This is a genomic window from Mesorhizobium sp. M0048 (assembly GCF_040323405.1).
GTDB lineage: Bacteria > Pseudomonadota > Alphaproteobacteria > Rhizobiales > Rhizobiaceae > Mesorhizobium.
Genome location: NZ_JAMYUV010000004.1, coordinates 1 through 22,427 on the forward strand (window position 1 = coordinate 1; position 22,427 = coordinate 22,427).

Here is a 22,427-nt window from a genome sequence, read left to right on the forward strand (position 1 = left end):
TCGTTGCCACGGCGGCGGACGACGACAGCGCGTGGTTTCGAACTTGCAGAAGCCCGACTTCAGGCACCTGCGTTCTGTCGCGCATTGTCACGTCAGCGAACTTCACGATGCGTTGCGCCGCCTCGCGAGCCGCTTTGATCGAGTTGGCGAGGTCATCCAGATCGTCGTCCTCGAGCTTTTCGCGGCTGACAGGATCGACAGCGTGAAACTGTTCGATCAGCCTTTCATCGACTGACACAGGTGCATTGACTGCCATGGATTTTCTCCTTCAAAGCTTCCGATTTTCAATGACGAGCAGACCGATGCTCATCCGTGCGACAGACGCGTCGAGGCCGATGAAAGCGCCGGATTTCGTTGTCACTCGGCGTTCGGCCAAGAGCACGCGGGCAACACCGTTTTCCGTTCCGAGGTAGCCGCCTTTCAGCCCGTTGACTGTCACAGGGTCGCCAGGTTGAAACGACGGGCTGTCGGTGACGATCAAGCCGCTCGCGTCCTTGAGCAGCCCAGTGAAGCGAACGCCATCACATGGGCGGATTAGCCGAGCGTCTGTGCCGCCGTGCGCGTTGCCGATTAGTTCGAGGACGACCCATTTCAGGCCGCTTTGCGTCACGACGACATCGCCGACCGCTACGGTCATCAGATTTCCTCCGCGCGCGCTATGCGGCCCTGCGCTTGCGAGAAATCGATGGGCGGCTTGCCGTCGCGGTCACGCTGCATCAGCAGCGCGAATTGCCAACGCCACAAAATGAGGTGGTCTGAGCCGCCGCTATCGCTATCATATTGCACCGCGACGAACAGGTCGTTGAAGCCCGACGCTTTGACCAGCATCTTGCCGTCATGCACCTCCGCGAAGGGGTGAACGTCTGCCGTAGCGGGCACCGCGAAATAGAGCGTGTCCTGCCGCACGAGGCTCACCGAACCATTCAGGTACCCAGCTGATGAGTAGCCGACTTCAAAGTCGTTCCGCTGCCAACCCTTCCGGATGTCGCATTGCGGGCGCAGGGTGAACAACAAGACCGGGCCGGCGTCGCTTTCGACAGCGCGAATCAGAAAAAAGTGACGGCCCTTGCCGAGAGCGCGTTCGTAGGCGCCTTCCTCGACCGCATAGCCGATGATCCATTTGTGCTTACGCGTTGATGTTATGATGTCGCCGCTACGCATGGTGTCCTCACATCGGAATTGCGGTTGTGTAGCTGACCATCTGACGCCGGTTGCGCGCGATGACAGCCAGGCATCCAGCGACGGCATTCGCCACGTCGTCATGCCCATTTGGGTTGTGGTCGATTGTCTCGCGGCCCCCGCTGGTGACTTTCCGCTGCATGCCAACGAGCTGCGAAACCAGCTTCCCGTGGTCCAGAAGTTGGATTGATCGGGAGTTCAACATCGGCAGGAAGTTCAGGAACAGCTCGCTCTTGTTGAGTGGCGACTTGATGTATCGGATGCCATGCCGGTCGAAGGCATCGACGACCCACTGGGCCGCGTAGTTGTCGCCGTAGACTGAATCGCAGCCGTACGACGCTAGCGTCTGCGCAAACTTCATGACGACTTGCTCAGGGCGGAATGGCGGTTTCACCTCATCCACCAGATCCAGAACGATCACGTCTTTCCCAAGCTGCCTGTCGTCCAGCCCGTCATGCCCGATGCTGAGGGTGAACGAGTCGGTGCCACTGCCGCCTGCCGGATCACAGAAGGCTGTGTAGGGTTGCCGCAGAGCGTTGGGCAAAATGGCAGCGAGGCCCGCAGCTACGCACGCTTGCACGACAGCCAAGTCCACAAAGGCCGCCAAGTCCTCGCGGAACTGCCCCATGTACTCGGCCTGCGCGGCGGCGGCATCGCGTTCCAGTGCGCGCTGAACAACACGCGGGGATAGGCTCGGGTTGAAGTCTCGGCTGGCTCCGCGGGCAACGAGGATGAGGGGATCACCATTTGGACCGAAGTCGCGCTCAACCGCTTGGAACACTTCACCCGACTTTGCGAACGGCGAGCTAATCGCGATCAGGGGTCCAGATGTCGTCGCAAGCGAAGGGCGCACCGCCTTCAAAATTTCTCTGTCGGTGTTCGCGGAATATTCGTCGCTTTGGAAGAACGCCAACTCATCGAAGATTGCCCCGATGGAGGTGACGCCGCGCAGCCCGCGCCATGTCGCCGCCCGCACTTCCAGTTCAATGCCGGTCTTGAGGGCGATGATGTCGGCACTGACGTTCTCCACCTGCTGCTGGAACAGGGGATGGTCGGCGAAGATCGACTTCGCATAGTCGAATGCGATGCCGGCCTGCTTCTGGGTGTGAGCGAGGTAAAACAGCTTGCCGGTTTCGCCCGGGACAAGCACGTCCGACCAGTCACAGAGAGCGGCTAGGTAGGCACTCAGGACGGACATGGCGCGGGTCTTGCCGCCACGGCGTCCGACGATGCCCCAGAACTCCTCGACAGGGGACAGCGGCTCGTGATCGCGTTGCGTCAAGGCGGTGAAGATGACGCGCTCGTCCAGCGTCAACGGCTCGCCCATCAGGGCTATGAGCATCACCCGCCATGGCATCCAGCTGTCACCGGCCAGAATCGTCCCGAACAGGTGCTCGTCCTCAAGTGCATGGCGCATGGTGACGAGAGGCTTCACGATGCCCCCTGTTGCTTCTTCGCGGCGAGGTAGCCCTTGATGGTCATGGGCGGCTTGGCTTTGCGTTTCAGCCCAAGGCGATCCAACAGGCGCCCCAGGTTGCCGGCTGTCCGATTGTACAGGTCAAGGGTGCGCTCCCCGACTGTCTCATCCTCTGCAAAGCGCGTCTCAAGCTTCTCAAGCTCTATCGTCAGCACGGCAACGCGCCGGATCAGGGACTTCTCGGCGGCTGACATGGCATCCAGTCCGCCTCGATCGTCCACATGCTCGGCAATGACTTCCTTCATGCGGCGCACGTACAGGGAGCGCTCGTCCCTCGCGCCTAGCAGGGTGGCGCTGCCATTCGCGATCCGGGAGCGTTGCGGGGATTTCTGCCCCTCGGCTAAGGGCTGATCGGCTAGGCCATCCATGGGCGAGTTTCCGGGGCTGATCGCCGAGTAAAACCGGCGGATGCAGTTGCTAAAAGCCTTGCTAGATTTGAATTAAGGCGCACGTTACGCTGCGCAAACGCTGTAAAACAAGGATTTTATTTGTGTATCTTCATCGACGACTGAATAACTAACACTTATTCTGTCTGCAATATTGCAAGTGGCACGGGAAAAGCGCCGCACTTTCGGATTTCTTCGTCACCAATTTGCAGCCGCCTACAGGGCGTTTCATAGCGGGGGCAGGCACTACTCGGGCAAGGGGCTGTTCCACGCTGTAGCGCCCGCCTAGGCGGCAAGCCGCCGGCATTCCAGGGGATACGCCGCTGCGCTATCGCCGCTCCCCTTTAATGCGCATACAGGTAAGCAGTTTTCAGAAAACAGCTCCGTGCACGTTGGATGTGCAATCCACCCTGTAGTTACCCTCGTTACAGCCGTGCACAGTTCATCCCTGTCCAGTGTAACGCGTAAAACTACAGCAGTACCAATCCCTTAAGCACACCCGTTACATTCGTTACCCCGAAACTCAATTATTTTACGCAGGCAAAAGCTGCATATGCGTACGCGTTGTAACGGGGTAACGGGGTAACGGGTCTAATCAAAATTCAGTAGTCTGTTCGATGGGTAGATACGGTACGTCTCGTTCTTCAGCTTCTCTGGGCATCGCGTAGCGCCAGCAGCGAATGCTTTCCCACTTGTCTGACCTAGTCTTGAAGCGGTGGGGTTTCTCATCGTATGTGCAGCCAATCTCCCTAAGCCATAGCGTGAGCTCGTTCTTTGGATACTCGAAATCATGAAGCTTCAGGGACTGTTGCAGGCCACGCAGTTTGAACCAATAGACACCCTCTTTATCAAGGTATGGCTGAGTGACATGCGCATTGAGCAACTGCTCAAGATCCATAGCCTTCGCCTTCGTCATCAGGAACGAATGAAACACCTCGAGGAACTGCCCCTTGGGCGTAGCGTCTTCGCTGACCGGTTGCGCTTTGCAATTCGCGATAGCGCTGATGACCTTCTCATCGAAAATAGGACCGGGGATGAGCCGGGGTGGGACAGCGCCGGCATCCGCCACACGAATCCTGAACAAGCGCTGGTCCATTAGTTCCTTCGTGCTCATTTTGATGCGCTTGCCGCCTACGTCGAAAAACCATATTGGCGGCTCGACGTTTACTCGCGTCAGACCAAGGAGCGGAGTGCTGTCTCCGACGCCGTGTTCACGCATGGCGCAGACCCGGCTGTTGCAGTGCGCGTTGATGGGTGCCTTCTTGCAGCGGTACCAATACTCCTTCTTCCGCGCCGATTTGATCGTATTATTGATTTCCTCTTTCTTGAGGTATCCGCCGTCCCTGCACATCTCCCGATTGTAGTCGTCCATCTTGTCCTCCCAATCATCGGGAAAACGTTTCTTCAGGTACACGGCGACGTTATACATGCCGTCATTCCGCGTTCCGTCAGGAAACCCGCCCTTGGCGTGTAGAGTCTGCAGGCAGGGTGGGCCGGACGCAAACAGCGTGTCCTTCTCCTGGGGTAGCACATCGGACACGGTCAACTGATCCTCTGTCTGCTTCATACCCTCAGCGAAGTCGAGGAACTGCTGAAGGTCCAAAAAGTCCCGGTCGTGGATGCAGTAGCGGCTTGTTTTCTCGGCAAAGAAGTACGGCATGTTGAGCCAGTTGCCGATGTCCTCGTCCTCGTTGAGTCGCGTTGTCTGTTTGGGAAAGATTTCGCAGCCAGCATATCCGAGGCGAGCGGCGAAGCTCTCAAGCAGCGGCACTATGCGCTCAGCAGGGATCGGCTCCTTCAGGAACAGGAAGCAATGCGCCCCACCGCTCTTACTGCGGCAGACGACCAGAGGCAGGCCCTCAACGCGACACCGCTTCTCAAGCGCGTCGAGGTCAATCCCAATGACATCAATATCGATCACCGCCCATCTGACAGTATTGTCTGCCAGCAATGGAATTATCCCTAAGCCCGGCCCGGTTCCAGCTAAGTGTACGCCCCACACTTCGGGCGTGGCTGGCCCTTTGCGTGTAGACGCCTTGCCCTCGTTCTTGCCCTTCTCGTTGACGCGCTTGATGTCATACCGACCATGAGCGCCCTCAAAGCCCTGAAAGAGGGCTGAGAGTGCAAGAATGGTATCGTCGCTGAATTGGCCCATAAGCCGCAACTCCTTGTTTTATCAAGTCTTTGCGGGTACTGTGGAGTTGGCCCAAGGGATTGACCGCAACCCCCGGCTCCAGTGCACATGCTCTTCTCCTGAACGCCGATCCTGAATTCCCCGTCAGGGTCGGCGTTTTCATGCCACCTCACTAGTGTGGCTGCGGAGATGCTGCGCGGCCCAAGCGTCAAGGTCGCAGCGCCGATATTTTACGGCCTGCGGGTACTTCAGATATGCCGGGCCATAACCCTTGTGCCGGCCGATTTCGAGAAATTGGGTGGAGAAGCCGAGATACTTGGCGGCTTGCTGGGTGTTCATGTATTCGCGATCAGATTCGCTCATGGTCGGGTTCTCACTCTATGAGACGACCGCGCCTGCCTACGGTCTTTGAGTGAACCCGGCTCCCCATCCCGTAGGGGCATCACGGCAGCATGGGCGATGGTCCCAAGTGCCAAGCGAAGTTGGGCTGTTCCCTGCGAGAGGAACTATCTGCCAGACGTCTTTTCGCCATACCCTGACAGACAATTTACAGCACAAGCATAGCGCCGTTTTTATGCTCGTAAAGCGTTTTTACAGTGGGCGCTGCGGATAGGAGAACTTCCAGATCGCGGTGCGCAGTGCGTTGGTCACCAACTGCTGACTGCGCTTCAAATCATCAAAGTCTGGGTGGTTGTATCCACTATGAGCGTCGCCAGATTTTGCGAGGGCGTGATTGACCAGCAGGCGTCCATGGGTGGCCGGTATGGAGACCTTGTTCTCGGCAATCGACACGAAGGTATGGCGCAGCGTGTGCGGGGTCCATGCGCAGGGGAACAACGCCACCTCGTTCTCGTTCAATTTGGGCTCGGTCACATGCCCAATCTTGCCGGTTCTGGTTCGCGCCGGAAAGACGAACTCACAGTCCTTCCCGAACAGCGCCAACGTGCTTTCACACGACCGACGCCCACGCAGGAGGTCCACCAAGAAGTCGGACAATGGCAGAGTGAACGGATCGGTCTTCGTGCGCGGAAAATGCACCGTCCCAGCATCAAGATCGACCTGGTTCCAGCGTAGCGAGGCCGACTCCTCCCGCCGTGTTCCAGTGAACAGGAACCATATGTACAGGTCACGCCGAATTGGGTTCTTGAGGTTGTGAACGCCGGCCCACCACTCAGGCAACTGTGCATAGGGGATGACCGCCGTACGGGGCGGTTCTGGATAGAAATCTACGTTGACCGTTGGGGTCGCATCGAGGGCTGGATACTCCCGGCCAATTCGACGCCAAATGGCGCTGAGCGCCCGCATGGTTTGATTTGCGGCATGCTTGCCATTCCTGTCCCCAATCAGATGATGGCGAGCATTAGCGGCGGTGCGTGTGATCTCGGCCATGGGTCGGTCTAACCAATCCGAGCAATAGCGTTGAAGGTTGGCCCTGTATCCAGCGCCGGTTCGTGGCGACCGCTCCTTGGCGACTAGGTACCTCTCGTATTTTTCAAGCGCGTCGCGAAGCGTCATATTGTTTGCGGCGGCCGCCTTTCGCTGCCCGGTGGGGTCAACTCCGCCCCGCATCTGCCCCATCAACTGCTCGGCCTTCTTGCGCGCCTGATCCAGTGTAATGTCGCCATACCGGCCGATCGCCACACGCCGGCTTTTTCCCTTCACATCGCGCTGGACGACAAACGTCTTGTTCTTGGCCCCGACGACCACGCCAAAGCCCCGCAGATCAGTGCACCAGTAGTGCTCTTGAGCTTTCTCTGGACGGGGTAGGGCGTCGATTGCGCCCTTGGTCGTGAGCTTCAATTTTGGCACCGAACTCTCCTTACTAAGGTTTCTAGTAAGGGTCCTGTGTAAAACAGTTTAGCCGGAACGTAAAACTATTTCAGGGAGAAATCCTTAATTTGCAAGGGTTCTAAGGCCTTATTAAAACGCTATGGGGTGCGCCTAAAAGCTATACGAACAAACTCTTAATCAGCGGGTCCACAGTTCAATCCTGTGCGCACCCACCAAATTTTTCAGAAAATTGGTGGAAAGACCTAGAAAGCCGGATGTTTCGCCGCTATCGGGTGGCCGCATTTATGCAACCGCTAATGGATAGTCGGCCGCAGACAGCTGAGGATCGCCCGCACTATGGCCAAGACGCCGTCGACGGCATCGAAATTTGTCCTGCTTTTACCGACGGTCCATTTAAGGTCGAGTGCTTCGGGCAAACGGAGGTCCTGACAGACAAAACAGCCTGAAAGCATAAAGAGGTCTAGATGTCTCGGATCGCCTTCCGATTAGTAAGGAAATTGGAAGAACAATCTTATGGGACCACCATATGCCAGCTTGAAAGTCATCGAGAATCTAATTTCGTGACCAAATCTATCTTCGATAATTCCGCTAAAACTAAGGTCTCGGGCATCGTAGTGATGCCACTGCGTCGATAATCCCAAAGAATCCCAAGCCCTGAGGGTATGCGCTTTCAGTTCTTTGCGATTGGGGAATTTTGCCTCTTCAGGATCGTAGGGAAGGGGTGGATCGATGTAGTCTGTCTCGGTTCGCCAATCTTCCGCGGCGCTGCGAAGATCTTCAAAAATCTGAACGATTCTCGGGTCTGTCTGCTCACCAGAAAAGATTGAGATTCGCCATTGAGAAATCATCTCGCACAGCTCTTCGACCGTATGGCCTGGTCGCTCTGCCCAATCTTCGGTGGCGAGTATCCACGGGGAATTGTATTTCAGCCCGGCAAAAGCGCCGCTCTTGCGGTCGAAATCTCTGATGATCCGAGCAAGAATATCGCGAAGCCCCTGTTTCGGGTCTCCGAAAATCTGTGAGGGTTTGTTCATCGACGCGATCCGCGCTTGGCTCCGCCCTACTTCTCCGAAACCCCAGCCTCGGCAAAGCTTGCCATGCGCGTATGGCATTCTAGGGCTGAACGAACAATGTTGACTGCGAGGCAGGCGCCGGAGCCTTCGCCGAGCCGCATGCCGAGGTCGAGCAGCGGCGGCAGTTCAAGCGCTTCGAGCAGGCGGCGGTGGCCGGATTCGGCTGAGACATGGGCTGCCAGCGTGTGGGCTAGGCCGGCAGGGTGCAGCGCTGCCAAAGGTGCCGCGGCGGCGGTGCAGACGAAGCCGTCGAGCAGCACCGGCACGCCGAGATGGCGCGCTGCCAGTGTTGCGCCCAAGATCGCCGCAAGCTCGCGTCCGCCGAGGGCTGCCGCTATCTTCAGCGGATCGGCCAGCGCCGTGGCGTGGCGCTTCAGGCCGGCCTCGATGGCGACAATCTTGCGCACGAGGCCGGCATCGTCGACGCCGGTGCCACGCCCTGTCCACCGCTCCGCGCCGCCGCCGAACAGCGCGGTCGAGATGGCCGCCGCCGGCGTGGTGTTGCCGATGCCCATTTCGCCGAAGCAGACGAGGTCGAGTTCCTTGCTGATCGCGTCGTAGCCCGCGGAGACGGCGGCGAGGAAGGCCTCGTCGTCCATCGCCGGCTCTTGCGTGAAGTCGCCGGTCGGGCGGTCGAGGTCGAGCGGGATGACGTCGAGCTCGGCGCCGGCAATGCGGGCAAGCTGGTTGATGGCGGCGCCGCCGCCGGCGAAATTCGCCACCATCTGCACGGTGACCTCCGACGGGAAGGCCGACACGCCTTGCGCGGTGACGCCGTGGTTGCCGGCAAAGACGAAAACCTTGACGCGGTCGAGCTTTGGTATGTCGCGGCCCTGCCAGCGCGCCAGCCAGGCGGCTACTGTCTCCAGCCGGCCGAGGCTGCCTTGCGGCTTGGTCAGCGTGTCCTGGCGGTGGGCGACGGCGTTGGCCGCGGCGTCGCTGCCGCTGTGCAGGTCGAGGCAGGCGGCGCGCAGTTCATCGAGCGATTTGAAAGGCATGGGGGCAAAATCTCCGAAACAGAGTCAAGACAGGGAAACGGAAGCGACGAGCAGGATTGCGATCTCGCCGAGCTGCTGCAGTGCGCCGACGGTGTCGCCGGTCTGGCCGCCGATCTGGTTGAGGCAAAGCGCTCGAAACGCGGCAAACAAGAACGCAAGCAGGATGAGCGCGAACATGGCAGCACTGAACCCAAGCGCCAGCAGCGCGACGGCGCCGAGCACGGCACCGATACCAGCGGTTTCAGTGGAGACGGTGCCTGCATCGGCCGAGAGGCCGTCGGCGCGGGCAGGCGGCAGCAGGTGCATGAAGGCGCCGAGCAGGCCGCGCGAGGCCGCATGCGCTGCAATGAGAGCCCAGAAGACATGAGCTGGGCCGGCGAATCCAGAGAGCACGCTCCAGCGGATCAGCAGCGAGACAGCAAGTGCACAAGCGCCGTAGGCACCGATGCGGCTGTCGCGCATGATCTCCAATTTCCTGTCCCGCGTCTTGCCGCCGCCAACGCCGTCCGCGACATCCGAAAGGCCGTCCTCATGCAGGCAGCCGGTGGCGAGCAGGATCGCGGCAAGGGCCAACGCAGCAGCAGGACCCTCGGCAAGGCCGAGCCTCGTCCCGATGGCGTAGACCAGCGCACCGGCCAGAGCCACGGCGAGACCGGCAACGGGTGCAGCCCAGATCGCAGCGGCAAGGCTGCGGCCACGGAAGTCGGCTCGCGGCAGCGGCAGCCGGGTAAAGAAGACGAGGCAAAGCGCGATATCATCGAGAATTTGCTGTTGCGAGGGGATCTGGGGGTTGAGCATGATCTATTCCGAGAACCGGCTACTACTTTTCGGGATCATGCTCTCGCCCCTCGCAATGGCATGGAAGAACGTGCCGCTGACATTGCCGCGCCGGTAGCCGGAGGCGCCGAGCGGATTTCCTTGACCGTCGGCGAGGTCGGCCAGCGGCTCGTCATTGCCGGTCGCAACCATCTGCGCGTAGTGGAATTCATGGCCGCGGATCAGCGTGCCTTGGCTGCCGAGCGGGCACTCGGAACGCAGCCGCGCCTCGCGGTAGCCGAGATTCATCTTGCGCTTGGCGAAGCTGGTCGAATGGCCGAGGAGGCCGAGCATCCGATGCGTCTCGCCCGACGCGTCCTCGAGTGCCTCGCCGAGCACCATGAAGCCTCCGCACTCGCCATGCACCGGCCGCGTGGCGCCGAACCTCGCCATGCCCGCCCTGAAATTCGCGGCGGCGAGGCGGCCGGCGTGAAGCTCGGGATAGCCGCCGGGCAGCCAGCAGACATCGCAATCGTCGCCAGGCGCCTCATCGGCGAGCGGCGAGAAGGGCACGATTTCGGCGCCGGCCTTGCGCCAATGCATGGCGACATGCGGATAGAGGAAGGTGAAGGCGGCGTCCTCGGCGAGTGCAATGCGCTGGCCGGGCGGCGGCAGCGCGTCGCCGAAATTGCCCGGCGCAGGCGTGAATGGCGCCGCCAGCGCCATGATGGCGTCGAGATCGAGCGAGCGCTCGACCATGTCGGCCAGCCGGTCGAGATGCGCCATCAGATTCTCATATTCGCCGGCCTGGACGAGGCCGAGATGGCGCTCGGGCAGGTTGAGCGAGGGATCGCGCAGGATGGCACCGACGACAGGCAGGCCGAGTGCCTCGATGGCATCGCCGCATAGCCGGCGGTGGCGCTCGCTGCCCAGCCGGTTGAGCACGACACCGGCCATGCGCACATCCGGATCGTAAGTGGCAAAACCCTTGGCGACGGCCGCCGCCGTGGTCGACTGTCCGGAGACGTCGAGCACCAGCAGCACCGGCAGGCCGTAAAGCCGGGCAAGGTCGGCAGCCGAGCCGGAACGGCCTGAAGCAGCAGGGATCCCGTCGAACAGGCCCATGGCGCTTTCGAGGAAGATAAAATCGGCATCTTCGGTCGCTTCGCCGGCCAGTGCGTTGAGCAGGGCGGGCGGCATTGCCCAACTGTCGAGATTGACTCCGGACAGGCCAGTGGCTGCGGTGTGGAAGCCAGGATCGATATAGTCCGGGCCGGATTTGGCGCCGCGCACTTTCAGGCCGCGCCGGGCAAGTGCGCGCAAAATGCCGATGGTGACGCTGGTCTTGCCCGAGCCCGAGCGCGGCGCGCCGATGATGATGGCGCGGGTCATGGCTCGCCCGCCAGTGCCGCACGCATAGCGACAATACCGCCGACGACGATCAGCGCCGGCGAGGTCAGACCGGCGGCTGCTGCCTCTTCCGCAATGGTGGCGAGCGTGGCGACGACGATCCGTTCCTGCGGTGTCGTCGCAGCGACAATCACCGCGGTGGGCGTCGAAGGCGCCAGCCCGCCCTCGAGCAGCGAGGCGGCGATCAGTGGCAGATTGGCCATGCCCATATAGATGACCACCGGCTGGCCGGTACGGGCGATGGCCGCCCAGTCGAGGTCGTCATCGGTGCCGGCGGCGTGACCGGTCGCCAGGATCAGCGCCTTGTTGATGCCGCGCATGGTGCCGGGAATGCCGGTGGCGGCCAGCGCGCTGAGGCCGGACGTCAGGCCAGGCAGGATGCGGAACGGGATGGTTTTCCCGGCCAGCGCAAGCGCCTCTTCGCCGCCACGCCCGAAAATATAGGGGTCGCCGCCCTTCAGCCTGACGACGCGCCGGCCCGCGCGCGCCAGCCGAACCAGCAGAGCGGTAATGTCGTCCTGCTTCATCGATGGTTTGCCACCGCGCTTGCCGGCATAGAACAGTTCCGCGCCCTCGGCGACGGCGACGACCGCGGGCGAGACCAGCGCGTCATAAACCAGCGCGTCGCACTGTCCGAGGGCGGCCAGCACTTCCAGCGTCAGGCAGCCGGGATCGCCAGGGCCGGCACCGGCCAGCCAGACATGACCGGGCTCCAGCTGGCGCGGCTTGAAGTCCAGCCGGGTGAGCGCCTGCTCGACCGTAGTGTTTCTATTGCTGCCGCTCACAACCCGCCCCGTCCGCGAAAGCGCCGCTGGTAGTGCGCGTCATACAGTGAACTTTCGCCAAAGCCTTCCGCCGCCAGCGAGCGGCCGACGAAGATGATTGCCGTGCGCTCCATCGGATCGGCGGCCAATTGCGCCTCGATGGTGGCCAGCGTGGCGGTCAGCACGCGCTCGTCCGGCCAGGAGGCACGGAAGACGACCGCGACCGGGCAGTCGGCGCCGTAATGCGGCGTCAGCTCGGCGACGACGCGGTCGATGGCGTGGATGGCAAGGTGGATGGCCAGCGTGGCGCCGGTGCGGCCGAAGCCGGCCAGCGTTTCGCCGGGCTGCATTTTCGAGGCGCGGCCGGAGATGCGGGTCAGCACCAGGCTTTGCGCGACTTCTGGAATGGTCAGCTCGCGGCGCAGCGCTGCCGCCGCAGCGGCGAAGGACGGCACGCCCGGCGTCAGCGTATAAGGGATACCATGCTTCTCCAGCCGGCGGATCTGCTCGGCAACTGCGCTCCAGACAGACAAATCACCGGAATGCAGGCGGGCGACATCATGGCCGGCCGCGTGGGCGGCCACATATTCGGCCTCGATCTCGTCGAGTGACATCGGCGCGGTGTCGATCAACCTCGTTCCGGGCGCGCAGTGCTGCAACAGCTCCGGCGCCACGATCGATCCGGCATAGAGGCAGACGGGACAACTGCCGAGCAGGCGGCTGCCGCGCAAGGTGATGAGATCGGCAGCACCCGGGCCGGCACCGATGAAGTGAACGGTCATGCCGCATCTCCGCTGATGGCGATGGCGCAGGTGACAGCACCGAGCACCGTGCGCGGTCCGAGCAGCTTTGCGCCTTTGCCGGCGGCGGCAAGCGCCGAGGCTTCGGAAACAGACGGCGTGCTGGCATGCTCCTGTGATAGGTCGGAGTGGCTGGTCGTAGATGCAGCTTTGAGTTCGTCCTGCTCGACAACGATCACCGGGAGGCGGAGTTCACGTCCGGCGGCGAAGATTGCCGCTTCATCCTGCTTGAGAGACGCGGTCGCGAGGGCTGAAAGCGCGGGCAGGGCAAGCCCGTGCGCCTCCAGCGCGGTTTCTACCGCAGCAAGCACGTCGCGTGCGCTGACACCTTTGCGGCTGCCGATGCCCGCGACCATCATGGCTTGGCCCAACTCCATTGCGTGACCGGCATAGCCGGCCGCCAGGCCTGCATCGAACCAACCGGCGAAGCACGGGATATAGCGATCCGGGTAAGCTCGCCTCCGAGCGCAGCGTGACGGGAAAGCAGCAGTACCTCCATCTCCAGGGTCACTGCGTTGGCGACTAGGCGGCCGCCGGCAGGTAAGGCATCGATGGCTGTTTCCAGCACGCCGGCATCGCTGCCGCCGCCGCCGATGAAGATCGCTGCCGGCGTTTCCAGCCCGGCAAGAGCTTGCGGTGCCGAATCTTCAACGACGGCGAGACCGGGAACGCCGCAGGCCGCGGCGTTGCGTCGGATGCGGGCGGCGCGGGACGGATCGGCCTCAACGGCGATGGCACGCATGGAAGGATGGGCCAGCATCCATTCGATGCCGATGGAGCCCGATCCGGCGCCGATGTCCCACAGCAGTTCGCCGCGCCTTGGCGCGAGAGCGGACAGGGTGACGGCGCGCACTTCACGCTTGGTGATCTGGCCGTCATGCTCGAACAAAAGATCGGCACGTCCCGCTGTCAGCGGCAGGATGGGTGCTTGCGGAGTCGATTCAACTTCGATCGCGAGCACGTTGAGCGGATTGATCTTTGCGAGGTCGAAGGTGCCGGCGCTCGCCGAGCGCAGCCTTTCGTTCGGCCCACCCAGCGCCTCCAGCACCGTCAGCCGCGACGCGCCGAAGCCGAGCTCGGTCAGGAGACGGGCAATCGCTTCCGGTGCATCGCGGTCCGAAGTCAGCGCGAGAATGCGGGTGCAATCATGCAGCAACGGCCGGATCAGGTCGAGCGAGCGGCCATGCAGCGAGACGGTCTCGACGTCCTGCAGCGCCCAGCCCAGGCGTGAGGCGGCCAGCGAAAAGGCCGAGGGCGCGGGGATCACCCGCATATCCTCTGCCGCGACCTTGCGGGCGAGGATGACGCCGACACCGTGGTAGAAGGGATCGCCGGAGGCCAGCACGCAGACGCGTCTGCCGGAGAGCGCCAGCACGTCGCGCATCTCGGCATCGAAAGGCGTCGGCCAGGCGCGCGCTTCACCTTTGACCAGTGATGCGACAAGGGCGAGGTGGCGCTTGCCGCCGAAGACGAACTCGGCCTCAGCGATCAACCGCTTGGCCTCGTCGCCGAGACCCGCTACACCGTCCTCGCCGATGCCGACGATCGTGAGCCACTTTGAGGTGAGCTTGGCGCCGCGCGGAGCTTCAGCAGGCATGATGACCCACCGCATTCTGATCCTCGGCGGAACCACCGAAGCACGGCAACTGGCCGGCAAGCTTGCCGCGCGCGCGGATATTTCGGTCATGCTGTCGCTGGCCGGTCGCACCGAAAACCCGGCCGCGCAGGGGGTGCCGGTGCGGGTCGGCGGCTTCGGCGGTGCCGGCGGGCTGGCGTTTTATCTCCACCAGAACAAGATCGACCTGCTGATTGACGCCACGCATCCCTATGCGGCGCAAATCTCCGCCAATGCTGCGGACGCTGCGGGCATGACCGGCGTGCCTATCGTTGCGCTCAGGCGTCCCGAATGGGAGGCGGTCGAAGGTGATCGCTGGATGTTGGTCGACACCGTTGCCAGCGCGGTGACGGCTTTGGGATCGGTGCCGCGCCGTGTGTTCCTGGCGCTCGGGCGGCAGGAGGTCGCTGCCTTCGAGGCAGCTCCCCGGCATCATTATCTCATTCGCAGTGTCGACCCGGTCGAGCCCAGGCTCGCTGTGCCCGACGCGGCCTATCTCTTGGCGCGCGGGCCGTTTCATGAGGTCGATGAGCGCGCGCTGCTTCAAGAGCACCGCATCGATGTCGTCGTTTCCAAAAACAGCGGCGGCGAGGCGACCTACGGCAAGATCGCGGCGGCGCGGGCCCTCGGCGTCGAGGTGGTCATGATCCGCAGGCCGGCGTTGCCGGACGTTACGTCGGCCGAAACCATCGAATCGCTTGCCGCTATGGTCGATCATTTTCTGGTCGGTCATGTTCTTAGGCCAGCTGCCGAACGCGGCGTGTAGACCAGCGCGGCCTTGTCACGCCGCTTGATGATCCTGGTTTCCGGCGAGCCGATGATGATGCAGGTCGCCATGTCGGCCTTCGCGGCATCGGCGTCGGCCAGCAGAAAAACCTCGATGCGCTCGTCGGGACGGCCGGCGGCACGGCCGAAGATCACCGGCGTGGTGCCGGGCAGGATCGCCGTCAGGCACTCGAAGGCGCGGCCAAGCTGCCAGGGGCGTGCCTTGCTGATCGGATTGTAGAGCGCGATCACGAAGCCGGCGCCCGCCGCGGCAAGTAGGCGCAGCTCGATCAAATCCCACGGCTTCAGATTGTCGGACAACGAGATGGCGCAGAAATCATGGCCGAGCGGCGCGCCGATGCGGGCGGCGACAGCGAGCATGGCGGTGATGCCGGGCACGATAGCGATATCGACCGTGCGCCATTCGGGTGGGCCCGCCTCGATCGCCTCGCAGACGGCCGCCGCCATGGCGAAGACGCCGGGATCGCCGCCCGACACGACGGCGACATCGTGGCCTTCCGCAGCCTTCAGCAGCGCGTCCCTGGCGCGTGCGAGTTCCTCGCGATTATCGGAAGCGACGCGGGTCTGGTCGGGGCGCAGATCGAGCCGGTCGAGATAAGGCTTGTAACCATAGAAGAATTTTGCCTCGGCAACGGCGCGGCTTGCCTCCGGCGTCACCTGGTCGGCGTTGCCGGGCCCGAGGCCGATGACGGTGAGGCGGCCGCTCATGCTTCGGCTCTCAATGCGCTAGGCCGGCCCGACCAGCCGGCCACCAGCACGATGGCGAAATAGGGCGCCTGGTCGTCCTTTTTGTCGGCCAGCCGCATCGAGACGCCGCCCGGCATGGTGCCGCGCTCGACATAGATGGCCCGCGCCAGCTTGTCGGTTGCCTCCAGCGCGCGCCTGATCTTGGGCAGGTTGCGGCCGACCTTCATGATCACCGCAGCGTCGGTATCGGCGAGGCGACGCGTCAGCTCGAATTCGCTCATCGTGCCCGGCAGCACCGTCAGCACGTCGTCGCCCTGGACGATCGGCAGGCCGGTCGCCGACCAGCAGCCGGACATGGCGGTGACGCCCGGGATGACTTCGGTCGGAAAACGGTGCGCCAGCCGGACATGAAGATGCATGTAGGAGCCGTAGAAAAGCGGATCGCCTTCCGAAAGCACCGCGACCATCCTGCCGGCGCTGAGGTGCGCGGCGACCTTTTCGGCCGATTGCTCATAGAAATCGGTGATCTGCGAGCGGTAATCGCTGTGATCCTTGTCGATCTCGGTCGTCACCGGATAGAGCAGCGGCAGTTCAATCAAATCGGGGCGAAAATGCGCGCCGACGATGGCGCGCGCATTGCTGTTGTTGCCGCGCTTGGCGAAATGCGCAACGACATCGGCCTCGGCCAGCGCACGCACCGCCTTCAGCGTCAGCAGGTCGGGGTCGCCGGGACCGGTGCCGACGCCGACCAGTCGACCTTTTGCGATCACGTTCATAGGCCCGGCCTCGCCAATGCATTGAGGGCGGCGGCGGTCATGGCGCTGCCGCCCAGCCGGCCGCGCACGACGGCGTAAGGCACGCCATAGGAATTTTCGGCCAGCGCATCCTTCGATTCGGCGGCACCGACAAACCCGACCGGCATGCCGATAATCGCCGCCGGCTTCGGCGCGCCGTCGCGCAGCTTTTCCAGCAGATAAAACAGCGCGGTTGGCGCATTGCCGATGGCGACGACCGAACCGGCCATGCGCTCGCCCCACAGATCGATGGCGGCGGCCGAGCGGGTGTTGCCGATCTTTTTCGCGATGTCGGCGGTCCGCGGATCGCGCAGCGTGCAGATCACCTCGTTGCCGGCCGGCAGCCGGGCGCGCGTGACGCCGTGCGAGACCATCTGCGCGTCGCAGAAGATCGGCGCACCGGCGCCCAGCGCCGTGCGCGCAGCGGCGACGAAATCGCTCGAGAAAACGAAATGTCGCGCTGCCTCGACCTGGCCGCAGGCGTGGATCATGCGGATAGCGATTTCGGCCTCGGCTTCGGAAAAGCGCGACAGGTCGGCCTCGGCGCGGATAATGGCGAAGGAGCGCTCGTAGATCGCCGTGCCATCATGGATGTAGTCGTAGGCGTTCTGGGCGGGCATGCTCATTCCTGTCGATAGATTTCGGTGATGCCGGGCGCGCCGAGCCTTGCCAGGCAGGCGACAGCAGTTTCGCCGGAATGTCGTGCGCTGCGGATCGCCGCTGCAATGCGGCCGATGCTGTGCGCGGCGTCGTAGCCCGGCCTGTATCCGGCGGGCAATGCCTTTGCCGTCCCGTCCACGACAAGTCCGGCTCCGTTTTCGCCACCGACCAGGGTCAGCGCCGCCGGACCGGGATGGGCGCAGCCCTTGGCGCAGCCGGAGATGTGCAGCGTTAAGGAGGAATCGAGGATGTCGCGGTTTTCTGTAGCGATGATCTCGGCGATGTCGCGGGTGGCGATGCGGCCGGAGGCGCAGGCGGGTGCGCCGGGGCAGGTGGCGATCCTGGTGCGCGGATCGGCTGCGTCGGTGACAAAGCCGAGGGTAGCGGCGGTGTTTTGAAGGGGCTGGTTGGCGGCTGCCGGCTGACCGAGGAGAAGCAGGCCCCGCCTCGGGGCAAGGCGGATTTCGACTGTGCCAAGAGTGAGGGCACTCTGCGCGAGGCCGGTGAGTTTATCTGCGGGCATGCTGCCGTAGGGCAGGCCGATGCCGAGAGCGTGGCCGTTACTCAGGTTGAAGATACCAATGGGCGGGCGATGGCGCTCTACGGCGCCCCCCTCTGTCCTGCCGGACATCTGCCCCTCTAGGGGGGAGATTGCACCTTGGTCTCCGCCTTCGCTAATCGCCGAAGTCGCGCCGAATACCGAGGCAGCAGAAGGACGGCCGTCGGCGGAACTGCCGATCTCCCCCCTAGAGGGGCAGATGTCCGGCAGGACAGAGGGGGGCGCGAAGGAATGCCAGCTTGCGAGTGATCTACGCTGCCGTTCCGTCAAATCCCTTGCATGAGCTTCGCGGCCTTTTTCGGCGACCATCCTGAGAATCGCGACGGCGATATCACGGGCAGCATCTTTCTCGATCATGGCGAGAGGCCTGACATTCTGCCCGTCGCCAGCAACAGCTATCCGCCAGCGGACGCCCGCGTCGGTTCTGATCGCAGCCAGTCGTACATCGGCCACTACCGCATCCATCGTCAGTTGCCCGCCGCCATCGACAACGACCGAAACCTTCGGACCGAGCCTTGCCGTTAGACCAGCCTCTTCAATCGCCACCCTGATCCGCTCTGTCAGCGGTCGCGGATCGGCGATCTCCTGCGGATCGATGCCCGCTAGCGGGCCAGTCTCGACCGGCACGCCTGTGCGCACGGCGATGCCGAGCGCGTCGACCTCCATTGCCAGCAGCCGCGCGCTTGCCGGCGTCAGGCCGCGGATCTGCAGGCTGCCGCGGGCGGTCACTTCCATGATGCCGTTGCCATGGCGCAAGGCGGATTCGCAGAGTCCGATCAACGATTTCGGCAACAGTCCTCCAGCGACCGGATTGAGCCGCACCAGCAGCCCGTCGCCGGTCTGCATCGGCGCGGACAAGGCAGGGCAGGCGTCACGGCGCGAGAAAGCGTTCATGCCGCCACTCCCAGAGCTTGCGCTTCGGCAATCAGTGCGGCGAGATCGTCATCGATGGAATTGCGCAGCGGATGCCAGAGCCCGCGCCGCCGTGCCGAGAGAAAACGCTCGGCGATGACTTTTGCGGCTGAAGGGTTTTCGCGCAGGATGAAGGCGCGGACCACGGGGTCGCCGAGATAGGCGTCGTGCACGGCCTCGATAAGCGTGCCCGATATGGCATGGGTAGTCTCGGCAAAGCCGACAAGCCGGTCGACCGTCTCGGCGAATTCCGAGGCGCCGCGCGGGCCATGACGCATCTGGCCGGCGATGAAGCGCGGATTGACCGCGCGGGCGCGAACTACCCGGGATACGGCCTCACTGATCGAGCGCGGCTTGGGCTTTTGCGGGTCCGTGGTGTCGAGCACGATCACGTCGGCGTTCTTGCCGAGCGCGGCAAGCGCTGCCGAAAAGCCGCCGATGAAGGCGACGTCGGCCGAGCCTTCGAGGATGTCGCGGCCGGGGTCGTCGCCGGTATGAACCAGAAGGTCGGCCTCGGCGAGGCGATCCTCGAAAGCGCCGGGCGCCGAAATGCCTTTGCCCTCGCAGCCGCCATAGGCGTGCGAGGTGGCGGCGAGATAGGTGCGGCCGATCTCTTCGCGCGCGGCCCAGTCGCCGCTCGACAACAAGTCCTCGACGCCCGCGCCGTAACTGCCCGGCGAGGTGCCGAAAATGCGCGGGCTGATCTTGCCGTCGATGCGGGTCCTAGCGGCGAGCGGGTTTTCCGAATCGTCCTCGTCGCGGGTCGCCACCGCGTTGGCCGCGGCGTCGATCAGCGCGATCTGGGTCGGGAACATGTCGCGGAACAAGCCCGATATGCGCCAGGTGACATCGATGCGCGGACGGCCGAGTGTTGCCGGCGGCAGCACATCTATGCCGGTGATGCGGCCGGTGGCTGAATCCCATTGCGGCCGGCAGCCCATCAGCGCCAGGCCTTGCGCGATCTCCTCGCCGCCGGTGCGCAGTGAGGCCGACCCCCACAGGTCGATGACCAGCGAGCGCGGCCAGTCGCCATGCGATTGCATGTAGCTGCGGACCACTTCTTCCGCTGCCACCTTGCCCAGATCATGGGCGGTCGGCGTCGGCATGGTGCGTGGGTCGGCGGTGAAAAGATTGCGGCCGGTCGGCAGAACATCGCGCCGACCCCGTGCCGGCGCACCGGCCGGACCGGCAGCGACGTGGCGGCCGTCGAGGGCGGCAAGCAGCGCGGTTTTTTCAGCTGCCGCGCTTTCCCGCCGCAACGGATCAGCCTCGCCTTCCGGCGAGCGGCCGTAAATGTGCAGGCCGTCCTTGATGGCGAAATCCTTGAGATCGCAGAGCCAGGCGTCGATGCGGCGCAAAGCCTCGTCGGCTGCGTCGGTCCTGGCGACACCAGCCTCTGAGGCGAGGCCGGTCTTTTCCGCCGTTTCGACTATCAGCTTCGCCAGGCGGTCGCGGCGGCGGCGGTCGAGCCCGTCGGCCTGGGCATATTCGTCGACCAGTCGTTCAAGCCTGTGCTGGTTTTCGTCCAGCCCGGCGCCGGTCAGCGGCGGCGGCAGATGGCCAAGCGTGACGGCGGCAACGCGCCGCTTGGCTTGCGCTGCCTCGCCTGGATTGGAGACGATGAAGGGGTAGACGACGGGCAGGGCGCCGGTGACGATTTCGGGAAAGCAGTTTTCGCTGAGCGCAACGGTCTTGCCGGGCAGCCATTCCAGCGTGCCGTGGGCGCCGACATGGACAATTGCATGGATGCCGAGCGACTGGCGCAGCCAGAGGCCAAAGGCGACCAGCGCATGGCGCGGCGGCAATGTCGGGTCGTGATAGTCGGCGCGGCGGTCGACTGAGCGCCCGCGATCGGGGGCGAGCGCCACGGTGATGTTGCCGAACGTGGCCGTGCGGAAGCGGAATTTGGCGACAGCAGGCGCTTGAACACCCCCCTCTGTCCTGCCGGACATCTCCCCCGCAAGGGGGGAGATTGCGCTCTCATTGCCGGTTTCGCCAATCACTGAGGTTGCAGAACGGGTGCCGTCGGCGAAACGGCCAATCTCCCCCCTTGAGGGGGAGATGTCCGGCAGGACAGAGGGGGGCGCCTCGCGCGAACCTGTCTCATCTTCCGCCTTACCCCATGCCGCCTCCACGGCAGCGAGTGCCGCAGTCGGTAACTCTGCAGAAAGAGCGAGATAATCGTCCAGTCTCAGCCCACCATTCCCCCGTTCCAGCAAATCCAACAACTCCCTTGGCGTTTGCGGAATCCTTTCAACGGCGTAGCCCTGTTCGCTCAGATCGTGCAGCATTGCCAGCACGCTGGACGGCACGTCGAGGCCGACGGCGTAGCCGGTGCGACCGGGGGCGCTCGGATAGTCGGGGATCAGGATGGCGAGCTTGCGTTCCGCGCGCGGCGTCCGCCGCAGGCGCACGAATGCCTCGATACGGTTCGCCACTTGCGCGACGCGGTCGGGCTCTGGCCGGTTGGCGAAGGCGCGGAAGGCCAATGCGGGATCGGTTTCGCTTTCGCCCTTGAAGGAAATGGCGCCGGCCAGGATGCGGCCGTCGAGCTCGGGCAGGACGACATGCATGGCAAGGTCGGCGGGCGCCAGGCCGCGCTGATTGGTTTGCCAGATGTCGCGGCGGGTGGTTGCGACGATGACCTGGAACACCGGCACGCCGGCGCGGTCGAACAGGGTTTCAACGCCCGGCTCGGCCCCAGAGGCGAAAGCTGTGGCGGTGATGATGGCGGCAGGCTTCAGCGTTGCAAGCGCGGTTTCAACAAAGGCGAGTGAGGCCGGGTCCTTGAGGCTGGAGACGAAGATAGGCACGGGAGCCATGCCGCGCGCGCTCAGCGCTTCGAAAAGCGCGTCGATGGGCGCGACGTCGGCCGCGAGCAGCATCGAACGGTAGAAGAGGATTGGCACGACGTCCCCCTCCCTCTCGAGGGGAGGGTGGCCCGAAGGGCCGGGTGGGGTCATTGCGGCAGTGCTCGACGCCTCTTTGAGTTGGCGCGCTTCGGAGAGGACCCCATCCCCGGCCTGCGGCCGGACCCTCCCCTCGAGGGGGAGGGGGACGCCGCGTTCTACGACCCCCAGTCCCGGCTCGTAAAATCCAGCCTTTGGCACGCTAACGGGTTCGGCTACCGCCGCACCAGATCCAGCGAGACTTGCCAGCCTCTGCACCAGCGCCGTCATATTTGCCGGCCCGCCCTCGCGAAAATAGCCAAGCAGGGCGTCCAACTCCTCGCGCGGCAGCGTCGAGCCTTCGATCAGTCGCAAATCCTCGTCGTGGCTCTCGCCCGGTAGGAGCGCCAGCTTGATACCGCGATTTCGCGCGATAACGGCGAGCTGGTCGCAGCCATAGCGCCACCACTCGTAGCCGCCGAGAATGCGGACCAGAATGACCTTGGCGTGGCGGGCGACGCTCTCGGTCCAGAGGTCGACGGACATCGGATGGCGCAGGTCGCGCAAGGCGGCGAGCCGCATCGAGGGCAGGCGGTCCGCATCCGCCTTCCACGCCGCCGCCAGCCCGGCCAGGTCGCTGTCGGTGAAGGACAGGGCCACGACATCCGCAGGCGTTTGCCTGAGATCGACAGGCTCGGCGAGATCGTCGAGCGAGGCGGATGTGGTGGTGAGGATGTGCATCGCGGCTTGTACCTGGG

22 protein-coding genes are annotated in these 22,427 nt (G+C 63.6%); 1 reads left to right on the top strand and 21 read right to left on the bottom strand.

The genetic code is table 11. The annotated features are described in order from the left end of the window. The 16 genes from NKJ84_RS05535 to cbiE form a co-directional block, all read right to left on the bottom strand. Positions 1-256: hypothetical protein (locus NKJ84_RS05535; protein ID WP_352505675.1), on the bottom strand; the 256-nt coding region annotated here is incomplete at its 3' end. A 12-nt stretch (positions 257-268) separates the two neighbouring features. Continuing rightward, positions 269-637, bottom strand: coding sequence for a hypothetical protein (locus NKJ84_RS05540; RefSeq protein WP_352505676.1), 369 nt, complete (start codon positions 635-637; stop codon positions 269-271). Beyond that, the gene (locus tag NKJ84_RS05545) at positions 637-1,248 is read right to left on the bottom strand and encodes a hypothetical protein (RefSeq protein WP_352505677.1); all 612 of its coding nucleotides are present in this window, start codon (positions 1,246-1,248) and stop codon (positions 637-639) included. The genes NKJ84_RS05540 and NKJ84_RS05545 overlap by 1 nt, the downstream gene beginning before the upstream one ends. After that, complete coding sequence (locus NKJ84_RS05550) at positions 1,169-2,614, bottom strand: terminase large subunit domain-containing protein (RefSeq protein ID WP_352505678.1); 1,446 nt, start codon at positions 2,612-2,614, stop codon at positions 1,169-1,171. The genes NKJ84_RS05545 and NKJ84_RS05550 overlap by 80 nt, the downstream gene beginning before the upstream one ends. Beyond that, a complete protein-coding gene (locus NKJ84_RS05555; protein ID WP_352505679.1) occupies positions 2,611-3,024 on the bottom strand; it encodes a hypothetical protein in 414 nt (137 codons plus the stop codon). The genes NKJ84_RS05550 and NKJ84_RS05555 overlap by 4 nt, the downstream gene beginning before the upstream one ends. Before the next feature lie 613 nt (positions 3,025-3,637). Next, entirely contained in the window at positions 3,638-5,197 is a 1,560-nt protein-coding gene (locus NKJ84_RS05560) for a TOTE conflict system archaeo-eukaryotic primase domain-containing protein (RefSeq protein WP_352505680.1), read from the bottom strand. 138 nt (positions 5,198-5,335) lie between these two features. Further along, a complete protein-coding gene (locus NKJ84_RS05565) occupies positions 5,336-5,539 on the bottom strand; it encodes a helix-turn-helix transcriptional regulator (RefSeq protein ID WP_352505681.1) in 204 nt (67 codons plus the stop codon). Positions 5,540-5,767: 228 nt separating this feature from the next. Then, positions 5,768-6,985 (bottom strand): tyrosine-type recombinase/integrase, encoded by a 1,218-nt coding sequence (locus tag NKJ84_RS05570; protein ID WP_352505682.1) that lies wholly within the window; start codon positions 6,983-6,985, stop codon positions 5,768-5,770. Positions 6,986-7,452: 467 nt separating this feature from the next. Then, a complete protein-coding gene (locus NKJ84_RS05575; RefSeq protein WP_352505683.1) occupies positions 7,453-8,001 on the bottom strand; it encodes a hypothetical protein in 549 nt (182 codons plus the stop codon). Between the two features lie 26 nt (positions 8,002-8,027). Beyond that, positions 8,028-9,038: a nicotinate-nucleotide--dimethylbenzimidazole phosphoribosyltransferase gene (gene cobT, locus NKJ84_RS05580; RefSeq protein WP_352505684.1), complete on the bottom strand. Its 1,011-nt coding sequence runs from the start codon at positions 9,036-9,038 to the stop codon at positions 8,028-8,030. A gap of 24 nt (positions 9,039-9,062) precedes the next feature. Continuing rightward, positions 9,063-9,836, bottom strand: a complete 774-nt coding sequence (gene cobS / locus NKJ84_RS05585; protein ID WP_352505685.1) for an adenosylcobinamide-GDP ribazoletransferase — start codon at positions 9,834-9,836, stop codon at positions 9,063-9,065. 3 nt (positions 9,837-9,839) lie between these two features. Beyond that, complete coding sequence (locus NKJ84_RS05590) at positions 9,840-11,186, bottom strand: cobyrinic acid a,c-diamide synthase CobB (RefSeq protein WP_352505686.1); 1,347 nt, start codon at positions 11,184-11,186, stop codon at positions 9,840-9,842. Then, a complete protein-coding gene (cobA, locus tag NKJ84_RS05595) occupies positions 11,183-11,989 on the bottom strand; it encodes a uroporphyrinogen-III C-methyltransferase (protein ID WP_352477538.1) in 807 nt (268 codons plus the stop codon). The genes NKJ84_RS05590 and cobA overlap by 4 nt, the downstream gene beginning before the upstream one ends. Next, positions 11,986-12,750 (bottom strand): precorrin-4 C(11)-methyltransferase, encoded by a 765-nt coding sequence (gene cobM / locus NKJ84_RS05600; protein ID WP_352505687.1) that lies wholly within the window; start codon positions 12,748-12,750, stop codon positions 11,986-11,988. The genes cobA and cobM overlap by 4 nt, the downstream gene beginning before the upstream one ends. Continuing rightward, positions 12,747-13,127: a cobalamin biosynthesis protein gene (locus NKJ84_RS05605; protein ID WP_352505688.1), complete on the bottom strand. Its 381-nt coding sequence runs from the start codon at positions 13,125-13,127 to the stop codon at positions 12,747-12,749. Before NKJ84_RS05605 ends, cobM begins: the two co-directional genes overlap by 4 nt. Next, the gene (gene cbiE / locus NKJ84_RS05610) at positions 13,124-14,365 is read right to left on the bottom strand and encodes a precorrin-6y C5,15-methyltransferase (decarboxylating) subunit CbiE (RefSeq protein WP_352505689.1); all 1,242 of its coding nucleotides are present in this window, start codon (positions 14,363-14,365) and stop codon (positions 13,124-13,126) included. The genes NKJ84_RS05605 and cbiE overlap by 4 nt, the downstream gene beginning before the upstream one ends. 1 nt (position 14,366) lies before the next feature. Here cbiE and NKJ84_RS05615 point away from each other — a divergent pair, with 1 nt between their 5' ends. Beyond that, a complete protein-coding gene (locus NKJ84_RS05615; protein ID WP_352505690.1) occupies positions 14,367-15,149 on the top strand; it encodes a cobalt-precorrin-6A reductase in 783 nt (260 codons plus the stop codon). Here the strand turns inward: NKJ84_RS05615 and NKJ84_RS05620 are convergent. From NKJ84_RS05620 to NKJ84_RS05640, 5 genes are read right to left on the bottom strand one after another with little or no spacing between them, the layout of a single operon-like run. Further along, entirely contained in the window at positions 15,113-15,877 is a 765-nt protein-coding gene (locus NKJ84_RS05620) for a precorrin-3B C(17)-methyltransferase (protein WP_352505691.1), read from the bottom strand. The genes NKJ84_RS05615 and NKJ84_RS05620 overlap by 37 nt on opposite strands. Beyond that, positions 15,874-16,632, bottom strand: a complete 759-nt coding sequence (locus NKJ84_RS05625) for a precorrin-2 C(20)-methyltransferase (protein ID WP_352505692.1) — start codon at positions 16,630-16,632, stop codon at positions 15,874-15,876. Before NKJ84_RS05625 ends, NKJ84_RS05620 begins: the two co-directional genes overlap by 4 nt. Beyond that, entirely contained in the window at positions 16,629-17,276 is a 648-nt protein-coding gene (locus tag NKJ84_RS05630; protein ID WP_502896042.1) for a precorrin-8X methylmutase, read from the bottom strand. Before NKJ84_RS05630 ends, NKJ84_RS05625 begins: the two co-directional genes overlap by 4 nt. Continuing rightward, the gene (gene cobG, locus NKJ84_RS05635; RefSeq protein WP_352505694.1) at positions 17,273-18,763 is read right to left on the bottom strand and encodes a precorrin-3B synthase; all 1,491 of its coding nucleotides are present in this window, start codon (positions 18,761-18,763) and stop codon (positions 17,273-17,275) included. The genes NKJ84_RS05630 and cobG overlap by 4 nt, the downstream gene beginning before the upstream one ends. Then, positions 18,760-22,410 (bottom strand): cobaltochelatase subunit CobN, encoded by a 3,651-nt coding sequence (locus tag NKJ84_RS05640; protein ID WP_352505695.1) that lies wholly within the window; start codon positions 22,408-22,410, stop codon positions 18,760-18,762. The genes cobG and NKJ84_RS05640 overlap by 4 nt, the downstream gene beginning before the upstream one ends. Positions 22,411-22,427: the final 17 nt, after the last annotated feature.